The sequence below is a fragment of the Polaribacter filamentus genome (assembly GCF_002943715.1).
GTDB classification, from domain to species: Bacteria; Bacteroidota; Bacteroidia; order Flavobacteriales; family Flavobacteriaceae; genus Polaribacter; species Polaribacter filamentus.
The window spans coordinates 126,155-138,973 of record NZ_MQUA01000013.1; the positions used below are offsets into that span (position 1 = coordinate 126,155).

The 12,819-nt window shown below is 31.0% G+C and carries 10 protein-coding genes, 1 tRNA gene and 1 pseudogene; 9 read left to right on the forward strand and 3 right to left on the reverse strand.

What is annotated here, in order from left to right; genetic code table 11:
* The first annotated feature begins 152 nt into the window (after positions 1–152).
* From eno to BST83_RS02650, 3 genes and pseudogenes are all read left to right on the forward strand, one after another.
* Complete coding sequence (gene eno / locus BST83_RS02640; protein ID WP_104808461.1) at positions 153–1,439, forward strand: phosphopyruvate hydratase; 1,287 nt, start codon at positions 153–155, stop codon at positions 1,437–1,439.
* A 176-nt stretch (positions 1,440–1,615) separates the two neighbouring features.
* Positions 1,616–2,901, forward strand: a pseudogene (locus tag BST83_RS02645) (citrate synthase).
* A gap of 70 nt (positions 2,902–2,971) precedes the next feature.
* Positions 2,972–3,886 (forward strand): dimethylarginine dimethylaminohydrolase family protein, encoded by a 915-nt coding sequence (locus BST83_RS02650; RefSeq protein WP_104808462.1) that lies wholly within the window; start codon positions 2,972–2,974, stop codon positions 3,884–3,886.
* Positions 3,887–3,962: 76 nt separating this feature from the next.
* Here BST83_RS02650 and BST83_RS02655 read toward each other — a convergent pair whose 3' ends face one another.
* Positions 3,963–4,898, reverse strand: a complete 936-nt coding sequence (locus BST83_RS02655) for a fasciclin domain-containing protein (RefSeq protein ID WP_104808463.1) — start codon at positions 4,896–4,898, stop codon at positions 3,963–3,965.
* A 178-nt stretch (positions 4,899–5,076) separates the two neighbouring features.
* On the opposite strand from BST83_RS02655, the gene ctlX reads away from it, so the two are divergent.
* Together ctlX and BST83_RS02665 are read left to right on the forward strand one after the other, a co-directional pair.
* Positions 5,077–6,012: a citrulline utilization hydrolase CtlX gene (ctlX, locus tag BST83_RS02660; RefSeq protein WP_104808464.1), complete on the forward strand. Its 936-nt coding sequence runs from the start codon at positions 5,077–5,079 to the stop codon at positions 6,010–6,012.
* Between the two features lie 15 nt (positions 6,013–6,027).
* Entirely contained in the window at positions 6,028–6,702 is a 675-nt protein-coding gene (locus BST83_RS02665; RefSeq protein WP_104808465.1) for a PrsW family intramembrane metalloprotease, read from the forward strand.
* Here the strand turns inward: BST83_RS02665 and BST83_RS02670 are convergent, their stop codons facing one another.
* Positions 6,703–7,821 (reverse strand): T9SS type A sorting domain-containing protein, encoded by a 1,119-nt coding sequence (locus BST83_RS02670; RefSeq protein ID WP_104808466.1) that lies wholly within the window; start codon positions 7,819–7,821, stop codon positions 6,703–6,705.
* A 6-nt stretch (positions 7,822–7,827) separates the two neighbouring features.
* Entirely contained in the window at positions 7,828–9,441 is a 1,614-nt protein-coding gene (gene pafA / locus BST83_RS02675) for an alkaline phosphatase PafA (protein WP_104808467.1), read from the reverse strand.
* 142 nt (positions 9,442–9,583) lie between these two features.
* On the opposite strand from pafA, the gene BST83_RS02680 reads away from it, so the two are divergent.
* The 4 genes from BST83_RS02680 to BST83_RS02695 all read left to right on the forward strand — a co-directional run bounded on the left by BST83_RS02680 (position 9,584) and on the right by BST83_RS02695 (position 12,806).
* The gene (locus tag BST83_RS02680; RefSeq protein ID WP_104808468.1) at positions 9,584–10,324 is read left to right on the forward strand and encodes an MlaE family ABC transporter permease; all 741 of its coding nucleotides are present in this window, start codon (positions 9,584–9,586) and stop codon (positions 10,322–10,324) included.
* Positions 10,325–11,092 carry an ABC transporter ATP-binding protein gene (locus BST83_RS02685; protein WP_104808469.1) on the forward strand — a complete coding sequence of 256 codons (768 nt, stop codon included), beginning with the start codon at positions 10,325–10,327 and terminating at the stop codon, positions 11,090–11,092.
* Between the two features lie 62 nt (positions 11,093–11,154).
* Positions 11,155–11,227 (forward strand) — tRNA-Lys (locus tag BST83_RS02690).
* 115 nt (positions 11,228–11,342) lie between these two features.
* The gene (locus BST83_RS02695) at positions 11,343–12,806 is read left to right on the forward strand and encodes a DUF389 domain-containing protein (protein ID WP_104808470.1); all 1,464 of its coding nucleotides are present in this window, start codon (positions 11,343–11,345) and stop codon (positions 12,804–12,806) included.
* Positions 12,807–12,819: the final 13 nt, after the last annotated feature.

The window sequence follows — 12,819 nt, forward strand, 5'->3', positions numbered from 1 at the left end:
ACTCAATTTATTGAGTGGGTTTTTTTTTATTTAAAAGTCTGTTTATAGCAAACGTTTTCGTAATTAATTAGAGACAAATTATTAAATGCTTATTACATGTTGTAATTTAGCATCGGAAAAAAAAGATACATTAATTAAATAAAAACGATATAATGAGTATAATAATTAGCGTTCATGCACGTCAAATTTTTGATTCAAGAGGCAATCCTACGGTTGAAGTAGATGTAACTACAGAAAATGGAATTCTTGGCAGGGCAGCAGTTCCTTCAGGTGCTTCAACAGGAGAACATGAAGCTGTTGAATTACGGGACGGTGGAAAAGACTACATGGGTAAAGGAGTTTTAAAAGCTGTAAAAAATGTAAATACTATAATTGCTGAAGAACTTTTAGGAGTTTCTGTTTTTGAACAAAATGCAATTGATAAATTAATGATAGATTTAGATGGTACGCCAAATAAATCTCAATTAGGGGCAAATGCTATTTTGGGTGTTTCTTTAGCAGTTGCAAAAGCTGCAGCTAATGAGTTAGGAATGCCATTATACAGATACGTAGGTGGAGTTTCTGCGAATACATTGCCAGTGCCAATGATGAATATCATTAATGGTGGTTCTCATTCTGATGCACCTATTGCTTTTCAAGAGTTTATGGTAATACCTGTTAAAGCGAGAACTTTTACAGAAGCAATGAAAATGGGTTCTGAAATATTTCATAATTTAAAGAAGGTTTTGCATGATAGAAATTTATCTACTGCTGTAGGTGATGAAGGAGGTTTCGCACCAACGTTAGAGGGTACAGAAGATGCTATTGAAACGATTGCTTTAGCTGTAGAAAATGCAGGTTATGTTTTTGGTGATGATGTAAAAATTGCTTTAGATTGTGCAGCGGCAGAGTTTTATGTAAATGGAAAATACGATTATTCTAAATTTGAAGGTGAAACCGGAAAAATTAGAACAAGTAAAGAACAAGCAGATTATTTATCAGAGCTATCCGAAAAATATCCTATTATTTCTATTGAAGACGGTATGGATGAAAACGACTGGGATGGTTGGAAATATTTAACTGAAAAAATTGGGGATAAAGTTCAATTAGTTGGTGATGATTTATTTGTTACAAATGTAGAGCGTTTGTCAAGAGGAATAGAAAACGGAATAGCAAACTCTATTTTAATTAAAGTGAATCAAATAGGTACTTTAACAGAAACTATTGCTGCAGTTAATATGGCAAAAAATGCTGGATATACAACTGTTATGTCTCATAGATCGGGCGAAACAGAAGATAACACTATTGCAGATTTAGCAGTAGCATTAAATTGTGGTCAAATTAAAACAGGTTCAGCTTCACGTTCAGACAGAATGGCAAAATACAATCAATTACTACGTATTGAAGAGGAATTAGCAGAAACAGCTTATTTTCCTAAAGAGAAAGCGTTTAAAATATAATAAATTATTTTTTAAGATTTAAAGAGCCTCATAATTTTTATGAGGTTCTTTTTTTTTATAAACTGAATAAGCTAATACTATCTTAAAATATCAAAAATCTATCTATGTTCATTTTTAAAATCCCTTTAAAAATGATATCTTCGTAAAATACATAAATACTTTAAAAATCATCATAAATGTCGGATATAGCAAAATTACAGATTGGAGATAATTCCTACGAATTTCCTTTAATAAAAGGAACAGAGAATGAAATTGCCATTGATATAAAAAATTAAGAGAAGTAACAGATGGTTTAATAACTATAGATCCTGGTTACAAAAACACAGGGTCTTGTGTAAGCGCTATTACTTTTCTAGATGGTGAAAAGGGTATTTTAAGGTACAGAGGTTTTCCTATTGAAGAATTAGCAGAAAAGGCAGATTTTTTAGAAGTTGCGTTTGCATTAATTTTTGGGAATTTACCAAATAAAGTACAATTAGATAAATTTCATGCAGATATAAAAGTACAGTCTTTAGTAGATGATGATATTAAGAAAATAATTGATGCTTTCCCAAAAACAGCCCACCCAATGGGTGTTTTGTCATCATTAACAAGTGCATTAACAGCTTTTAATCCTTCTTCAGTAAATGTAGATTCAGAGCAAGATATGTATAATTCAGTAGTGAAAATAATGGGTAAATTTCCTGTTTTAGTAGCTTGGACAATGCGTAAAAAACAAGGATTACCTCTAAATTATGGCTCTAAATCTTTAGGGTATGTAGAGAACATCTTAAAAATGATGTTTGAACAACCAAATGAAGAATATGTTGTAAACCCAATAATAAAAAATGCTTTAGATAAATTATTAATTTTGCATGCAGATCATGAACAAAACTGTTCTACATCTACTGTTAGAATCGCAGGTTCTTCTCATGTAGGTTTATTTGCATCTTTATCAGCAGGAATATCAGCACTTTGGGGTCCACTTCATGGAGGAGCAAATCAGGCAGTTTTAGAAATGTTAGAAGCGATTCAAGTGGATGGTGGAGACACTGAAAAATATATGGCTAAGGCTAAAGATAAAGAGGATCCTTTTAGATTAATGGGTTTTGGACATAGAGTGTATAAAAACTTTGATCCAAGGGCGAAAATTATCAAAAAAGCTGCGGATGAAGTTTTAAATAACTTAGGAGTTGACGATCCAATCCTAGAGATTGCTAAAGCATTAGAGAAAGAAGCTTTAAGCGATCCTTATTTTGTTGAAAGAAAATTATATCCTAATGTAGATTTCTATTCAGGTATTATTTACAGAGCTATGGGGATTCCGGTTGATATGTTTACCGTAATGTTTGCATTAGGTCGTTTACCAGGTTGGATAGCGCAATGGAAAGAGATGAGATTAAACAAAGAACCAATAGGAAGACCACGTCAAATCTATATTGGTGAAACAGAAAGAGGTTTCGTAGAATTAGATAAAAGATAAAAAAAATATTTTTTACTAAAAAAATAAGGGCTTCATAAATTTATGGAGCTTTTTTTATACATTTGAAAATATGTTACAACTTAATATTCAAAATGAAACGTCTCGATTGAGGTCCGTTATTTTAGGAACTGCCAAAAGTATTGGACCAGTTCCAAAAGTGGAAGATTGTTATGATCCTAAAAGTATACAGCATGTCTTGGCTGGCACATATCCAAAAGAAGAAGACATGATTTTAGAAATGGAAGCGGTTGCTGAAGTTTTTAAAAAATACAATGTTGAAGTTTTTAGACCAAGTATTCTTCACGATTATAATCAAATATTTTCAAGAGATATTGCTTTTGTAATTGAAGATAAATTGATAAAAGCAAATATTTTACCGGATAGAGAAAAAGAGTATTTAGCAATAAAACACGTGCTAGAACAAATTGATGACGAAAATATCATTCAATTGCCTAAAGAGTGTCATTTAGAAGGTGGAGATGTTGTGCCTTGGAATGATTATATTTTTGTAGGCACGTATTCGGGTGCAGATTATGCTGATTATATTACAGCTCGAACTAATATGGATGCAGTAATTGCTTTACAAGAACTGTTTCCTCATAAAACTGTGAAGTCTTTTGAGTTAAGAAAATCAAATAAAGACGCTAAAGAAAATGCGTTACATTTAGATTGTTGTTTTCAGCCAATAGGAAAAAATAAAGCCATTTTACATAAAAATGGATTTCTAATTGAAAGAGAATATGATTGGTTATTGAATTATTTTGGAAAAGAGAATGTGTTTGAAATTACAAAAGAAGAGATGTATAGCATGAATAGTAATGTGTTTTCAATTTCTGAAGAAGTAATTATCTCTGAGAAAAACTTTACGAGGTTAAATAGTTGGTTAAGAAAAAATGATTTTATAGTTGAAGAAGTTCCTTATGCAGAAATTGCAAAGCAAGAAGGTCTTTTAAGATGTTCTACAATGCCTCTAATAAGAGATTAATAGGTTACAATAATTCATAAAAAAAGCTACAATTTGCAGCTTTTTTTATGAATTATTTTGTTCAGAAACAAATTTATTATGGTAATAATACAGTATCAATACCGTGAATTACTCCATTAGTTCCTTGCACGTCAACAACAATGATATTTACTGTCTGAGAACTTGTTGTTTTTATTTGAGCTCCATTGGTTAAATCAATGGTTATTATCCCTCCTAAAGTAGAAACATTTCCATTAGTTAACTCTCCTGACTGAACATTAGCCTCTTCTACTACATGATATAAAAGAACTGCTTCTAAAGTAGCTACTGGAACATCCGCAAGCGAGTTCCAATCAGTATTTGAATCTAATAATGCTTGAAAAGCTGCGTTTGTTGGTGCAAAAACGGTAAACGGTCCAGCGCCCGATAAACCTGCAACAAAATCAATTGTATGTCTGCTATCTGTTAAGGCAGCCACTAAGCTTGTAAAACCATCATTATTTAAAGCCAATGTTACAACATTTGGTGGTAACATTACTTTATTTATCACATGTACAATACCATTTGAAGCTTGCACATCTACAGTAATTGGTGTAGTATTTCCATTAAATGTAACGCCGCCAATTACTTCTACTTGTAAAGATAACTGCTCTTCATTTGGTCCTACAGACAAAGTATTTACATAAGTATCAGATAAATCTGTAGATTTTACTTCAGTTTCTAAAACATGAAAAAGTAAAACCGCTCTTAAAGTAGCAACTGGAATATCATTAATAGTATTCCAAGCAGGGTTAGAGTCTAATAAAGTTTGAAAAGCATCGTTTGTAGGCGCAAATACGGTATAAGAACCAGGACTAGACAAGATACTTGCTAAATCTGCTCTTGTTGCAGCAGCAACCAAGCTTGTTAAATTGTTGTTTACAGCCACATCTACAATTGTATTTGTTTCAATAGTAGGTTCATCATTGTTGCTGCAAGATACTAATAAGGATGCAAACAAAAATAAGCTAAAAAATTTTGTAATTAATTTCATTGTTGTAGTATTTAAATTAGTATTTATTTTTTGTTTAACAATATTAATAAAAGATTAAACAAAAACTTGTAATAAAATGTTAAATATTTTCTAAAAAAGGTTAAATAAAAATAGATATCTAAATACATTACAAACTGTGAAAAAAAGTATAATTTTGCCTTGATATTTAATCAGTAATATGCTACAAACTACAAATTCAATCTTAATGATTCGTCCTGTAAATTTTAGGATGAACGAACAAACTGCGGTAAATAATTACTATCAAAAAGTTTTAAAAGATTTATTGCCAGCAACAGTGAATCAAAAAGCACAAGGGGAATTTGATGCTTTTGTAGAAAAATTAAGAGGTTTTGGTGTCGAGGTCGTTGTCGTATCAGATACGAAAGAATTAGATACTCCGGATTCTATTTTTCCTAATAACTGGGTTTCTTTTCATGCGGATGCAACTGTGGCTCTGTACCCAATGTTTGCTGAAAATAGACGCTTAGAAAGAAGAGAGGATGTTTTAGAAGAATTAGAAAAGAGTGGTTTTTTAATTGAGAATATTGTTGATTATACCTCTGCGGAAGACGAACAGGTTTATTTAGAAGGCACAGGAAGCATGATTTTAGATCGTGAAAATAAAAAAGCGTATTGCGCCTTATCTCCTAGAGCAGACGAAGATTTGTTTATAGAGTTTTGTGAAGATTTTGAATATACTCCTGTAGTTTTTACATCTTATCAAACGGTAGATAACAAAAGAGAAGCAATTTATCATACAAATGTGATGATGTGTGTTGCAGAAACCTTTGCCGTAGTTTGTTTGTCAACCATAGATGACAAAAGTGAACGAAAAAATCTAATGAAAAGTCTTAAGGAAGACAAAAAGCAGGTAATTGATATAACAGAAGAGCAAGTTACTAGTTTTGCTGGAAACATGTTGCAAGTAAAAGGTGCTAATGAAGAACTTTTTTTAGTAATGAGTCAGGCCGCTCACGATTGTTTAACACAGTCTCAAATATCTCAAATTAACAGACATTGCAAAATAATTTCTAGCTCTTTAGCTACTATAGAAGCCTGTGGTGGCGGAAGTGCACGTTGTATGATGGCAGAAGTTTTTCTACCTAAAAATTAAAAAGATATTTATAAAATGAGCTTATTACTCCTTGCTGTAGCACCTGTTATGGTAATAATTCTATATATTTATTTTAAAGATAAATTCGAAAAAGAACCAATTCTTTTTTTATTCAAAAACTTTCTTTTAGGTGCTTTTGCCAGTATTTTAATTACTTTTATTTTAAGTACTGTTGCCACTGTTGTTTTTACAGTAACAGACTATGAGAGTATTTTTCAGCAATTTATTAAGGCATTTGTTGTAGTTGCTTTGGTTGAAGAATTTTCTAAATATATAATTGTAAAATACTATGCGCAAACCAATAAAGAATTTAACGAGCCTTTTGATGGTATCGTTTATGCAGTTATGGTTTCTATGGGATTTGCAGCATTAGAAAATGTTTTATATGTTTTACAGAATGGAGTTGAAACAGGAATTACAAGAGCTTTTACGGCCGTACCAGCGCATGCAACTTTTGCTGTTTTAATGGGATATTTTATGGGAAAAGCAAAATTTTCTAAAAATAGAAGAATTTTAAATCTACTAGGTTTATTAGTGGCGACACTTTTTCACGGAGCTTATGATTTCTTCTTGTTTATCAACTTTATACCAGGAACAATAATTGGTGCCTTCGCTTCTTTATTTGTAGGAATTTTCTTGTCTCGAAAAGCGATAAAAAAACATCAGTTAAATTCTGTTTTTAATATTTAATTATTTTTTAATAATAATTTCTTGGTTATTAAATTGAATTCTTAATAAATAGATTCCTTTAGAAAGATGAGAAATATTTATTTCTTTTTGATGAGAATTAAAGACCATAAGTTTTTCTCCTAGAATAGTATAAATAGAAATTGATTGTATCTCTTTATTGCTTTGGATAGTTATATTTCCGAAAGTTGGATTTGGAGAAATCGTTAAATTTTCAAAATCATTTTTTACTGCTGATAAAAGTATAGCTCTATCATCTCTGAACTCAAATAATTTTTGTTTTAAGGAAAAATTATTTTGGTTTACAGCTTCTCTAGAAATATAAAACCTACCATTGTCAAAACTAGTAATCCCTTCAACTTGATTGCCAAAATCCAGTTCATTAAATAACGAATATTTCTGAAACCCAGATTTAAATATGTCATCACCAGGAGCTCTATTAGAACTTATATACACTAAAAAAGGAATTGCGCTGGCGTCAATTCCACAAAGTAAAAAGTTATTATTTTGCACTGTTGCGCCGGTAATTAAACCTGCAACATTTGCACTACTAATTTTTACAGCTGTATGATTGCCAATTGTGGTTGGAATTTTATAAACATTGGTTTTTAAATCACCTCTGTTTTTAGTGAAAAGTATAAAATTATTTTCGAAAATCACCAAGGCTTCTGCGTCAAAATTATGGTTATCAGAACTTATAAAATTTGTTTGATCTTCATAAGAAAATAAAATTGTTTCTGCGGAAACAGTGTTACTATTTTTAAAATCAGATTTTAAAATTCTGTAAATTTTTAGATCTGTTCTTGTGCCTTTATTGTTTCCTGTGTCACTAATATAGATGTAAGTTTCATCCTCAGTTATATCTTCCCAGTCAACATGGGTAGCATTTGAGATTGTAATTCGTCTTAAAACACCACCTGTTAAACTATCTAATTCATATAAGTATGCATCATCTCCGCTATCATTATGTGTAATGATTTTTCCATCAAAAAAAAGTAAACCAGAAGTTTCTTTTACGACTTCTGGAAGTTCAAATTTTTCTTTAAAACTTGTAATTTGACTTTGCCCTAAAAATGAATTTAGGAACAACAATAAAATCAAACTTGGAGAAGTAATTTTCATAATTCTTTATTTCAAAGCTTCCCCAATAATTTTTCCTGTGGATGAGTTTGGTGCTTCAATTTGTAATAAGTTGGAAATTGTTGGTGCAATATCTATAATTTCATAACTCTTTTTTGATACGCCTTGTTTAATTCCGTTTCCATAAAAAATAACAGGAATGTGTGTGTCATAAGAATATCCCGAGCCATGCGAAGTTCCTGTTCTTCCGCCAGTTAAAGTTGCAGGATATGGAATTAGCATTACATCACCAGAAAACTTTTGATTGTAGCCATTTTGTAATGAGTTTAAAATGCCGTCTGTAAATCTGCTTGTTTGCAACGTTTTTGCGGTTACCGCTTTATAAATTCCATCAAAACTCATAACTTCTTCAGCTAATTTTTCTGCTACTTCATTTTTATCGAAGCCTAAAGATTCTATTTTATCTTTATCTAGAAATATTTGATAATTAGAAATATTTTCTATCAACTCAACAGAATTAAAATATTTTTTTGTTACCTCTAAAGCAGCTTCTTTAAATTCACTAAAATTTAAATAATGTGCAGGAATTTTTACCGACTGTAAATAGGCTGGTACATCAACAGCAGCATGATCTGCGGTTAAAAAAACAGTGTACTTATTTTGTCCAACTTGTTGGTCTAAAAATGACAATAAATCAGCCAAATCTTTGTCTAAACGTATATATGTATCTTCAATTTCTTTAGATGCAGGACCATATTGATGCCCTATGTAGTCGGTAGAAGAGAAACTAACCGCTAAAAAGTCTGTATGTTCAGTTTTCCCTAAATTCTCGCCAATAATTGCAGCTTTTATAAAATCTGCAGTAAAAGAATTACCGGCAGGAATCCCTTTTAGAATATCAAAATTGCCATTTTGCATTCTTAAATTAGGAATATCGTGCGGAAAAGCAGTCGTAGTTTCACCTGTAAATTTTCCTTCATAAATATTGTCATCAACAATACTATTTGTGTATGTTTCTATATCATAAAATGGTTTCCATGGAGCTTTTAAATAGTTGTCTGCTTTCCCTGATTTGTTAAAATCTAACACCCATTTTGGTAATTTATCCATGTAAAATGATGAGGAAATCCATTGTCCGTTTTGTCCACCATCAAACCAATACGCACCGTTAGCGGTATGACCGCCGGGTAAAATTGCAGATCGATCTTTTATGGCAATCCCTATGGTTTTTCCTTTCATATTTTGAGCCAAATGCAGTTGATCTGTAACTGTAGTTGTCTGCATTCTTGCCGGAGATTTATTTCCAGAAGTACCCTCATTTCCAATCGTTTTGTACGTACTATCATCGACACAATAAATAGATTTTTTTAAATATTTATCATACCAATCATTAGAGATTATTCCATGATTATCTGGCGTTGTTCCTGCATAAATAGAGGTGTGCCCAACAGCGGTGTAGGTAGGTATGTAATTATAGTGTGCATTTTCAAGCGAAAAACCATGGTTTAACAAGCGTTTAAATCCGTTTTCACTATATCTATCAGAAAAACGTGTTAAATAATCATATCGCATTTGATCAATAACAATTCCAATTACAAGTTTTGGTTTTTCTGATTTGATTTCTTGCTTTATTTCTTGAAGTTTACAACCTAAAAATAGAATTGTACATAAAACTAAAGAAAAATGTTTTTTTTCATAATAATTAAACTTAAGTTAAGCTCAAAAGTACTTAAATTTTATTTTTGATTGATGGATTTTACACTCTATTGATGTAAATTTAATACTTTAGCATAAAATTTAATCTGTGAATTACATAGAACATATTGGTAAATATTTTATGATGCTTGTTCAGGTTTTTAAAAAGCCTCAAAGAGCGAGGGTTTTTTATGAAGCGTTATTTAAAGAAATAGAAGAACTTGGTTTAAAATCTTTGGGAATTATTATGTTTATTTCTTTTTTTATTGGTGGTGTAATCGCTTTACAAACTGCATTAAACCTAGATAGCCCATTTATACCAGATTCTTTAATAGGTTTTGCAGCTAAAAGATCTATTATTTTAGAATTTGCACCTACCTTTTGTTCAATTATTTTAGCAGGAAAAGTAGGTTCTTATATTACTTCAAGTATTGGTGCAATGCGCGTAACAGAGCAAATAGATGCTTTAGAAGTTATGGGTATCAATTCTTTAAATTATCTAGTTTTACCAAAAGTTTTAGCGACCGTTTTCTTTTATCCATTTTTAATTATTTTGGCAATGGTCCTGGGTATTTTTGGAGGTTGGCTTACAGGTGTTTTGTCAGGTTTGTTTAGTGGAGTAGATTATGTAACAGGCTTACAAACCGATTTTAAGCCTTTTTTGTTAGTGTATTCTATGATTAAAACATTACTCTTTGCTTTTTTAATAGCCACAGTGCCATCTTATCATGGTTATTATGTACAAGGAGGCTCAATTGCTGTTGGAAAAGCAAGCACAAAAGCAGTTGTTTGGACTACTATTTTAATCGTAATAGCCAATTATTTTTTAACCCAAATGTTATTAACCTAAATGATAGAAGTCAAAAATTTACATAAAGGTTTCGGTGATGTAAAAGTCTTAAAAGGAATATCTACAACATTTCATCCTGGTAAAACTAGTTTAATAATTGGTCAAAGTGGATCAGGAAAAACAGTTTTATTAAAAACACTTATAGGACTGCATACACCAGAAGAGGGAACAATTTCGTTTGATGGAAGAGTAAATACCGAATTTACCATTGAAGGAAAAAGGCAATGGAGGCAAGAAATAGGAATGGTTTTTCAAGGAAGTGCTTTATTTGATTCTCAAACAGTAGAAGAAAATGTTATGTTTCCTTTAAAAATGTTTACAGATAACTCGAATTCAGAAATGTTAGATAGAGTAAACTTTGCACTAAACAGAGTGAATTTAGAAAATTCAAATTTAAAACTTCCAGCAGAATTATCCGGAGGGATGCAAAAAAGAGTTGCAATTGCAAGAGCCATTGTAATGAATCCAAAATATTTATTTTGCGATGAGCCAAATTCTGGTTTAGATCCTCAAACTGCTACTGTCATAGATAAATTAATTCAAGAAATTACCGACGAATATAACATTACAACTGTAATTAATACACATGATATGAATTCTGTGATGGAAATTGGAGAAAAAATCATGTTTTTAAAAAATGGTTTAAAGGCCTGGGAGGGGAGTAGTGATGAGATATTTAAAACTGATAATGAGTCAGTTGTAGACTTTGTGTATTCTTCCAATTTATTTAAAAAAGTAAGGCAGGCATATTTAAAAGAAATAAAATAGAAAAGATATTTGTTTTTTTAAAAAAAACTTATATATTTGCAGCCGCTAAGAAAAGAAAAGATGACCTGGTAGCTCAGTTGGTAGAGCATCTCCCTTTTAAGGAGATGGTCCTGGGTTCGAGCCCCAGCCCGGTCACATTTTAAATTAAAAACTCTGCAAAATTTTGCAGAGTTTTTTTATGCTTCAAAGTTTTTTAAGTTTAATTAGTTACATTTTCTATATATATTTACATCTTATTAATTACGTATAAATGGAAAAAGATAATCAGTCTAAAGATACTTCCGAGCAATCTAAGCATGAAATAAAAAACGAAGCAAAAGGGTTGCTATTAAGCGTCAAGAAATATTTACTCGAACTTTTCGACTTTCGCGACGATACAGATCATGAAGCTACAATAAATGCTATAAAAGCAGATATTCCTTTTAAAGGCGCAACCGCCTGGATTCTTATTTTCGCCGTTTTTGTGGCTTCTATTGGTTTAAATGCTAATTCTACAGCAGTTGTTATTGGAGCCATGCTTATATCGCCTTTAATGGGTCCAATCCTTGGTATAGGAATGTCGTTTGCAATTAATGATATTGAAATTTTTAGAAAATCGCTAGTAAATCTTGGTACCATGATTGGTCTAAGTTTATTCGCCTCTTTTTTATTCTTTTATTTTTTTCCATTAAGTGAAGATAACTCAGAATTGTTAGGCAGAGTAAGTCCAGATATTAGAGATGTATTAATCGCTTTTTTTGGCGGATTAGCTTTAATGGTCGCTAGAACCAAAAAAGGAACGATTGCTTCTGTTATTTTTGGTGTGGCTATCGCTACAGCTTTAATGCCGCCTTTATGTACGGCAGGTTATGGTTTAGCAAAAGGAAATTTTACCTACTTTTTTGGTGCGATGTATTTATTTACAATTAATACAATTTTTATTGCTTTGGCTACTTTTTTAGTCTTAAAATTATTGCGTTTTCCAATGCATAAATACGCAAATGCAGCTAAAAGAAAACGCTATTCAGCGATAGCGACTGTGATTGGAATTACTGTTATGATTCCTGCAATTTTCACGTTTATAACCGTTTTTAATGAAAATCAAATTAAAACACAGTTTAATTCTTTTATCAATAAAGAGGTTAAAACAATATCGAACTTTCAGTTAATTGATGAGTCGTATAGTTCTAAAAATAAAGAGATTAGTTTAAATTTTTTTAATGAAGTTACGGAAGGTGAAAGAAATATTTTAAAAAATCAGTTGTATAATAATCCTAATTATACCAAAATAAAAGATTTTGAGATAAAGATTAAGGGGAGTGATACTAAGAGTTTCGAGTTAATTACAACTGCCTATAGAGATAAAAGAGAAGAACTACAAGAAAGCAAGAATATTATTGCCGGTTTACAAGGGCAAATTGCAGTTTTACAAGAAGATATTATTAAGTTGAACTACAGAATTGAACAAGACGCATTAAATAAAAATAAAAAAGTTATTGCTTTTAGTAGAATATCTAAAGATGTGAAAATTAGATATAAAGATATTGAAGCGATTGGCTTTGCAAATGTTTTATTTTCAAAAGATTTTATAAAGATTGATACAATTCCTACAGCAACTATTAAATGGAATTATAGATTATCAGATAGCTTTATCAAGTCTATTGAAAAGGAGTTAAGAGATTGGCTTCAAAAAGAAATGGAGTTAGATACGCTATATATGAAAAGAGAGCGATAAAAAAAAGCATCCT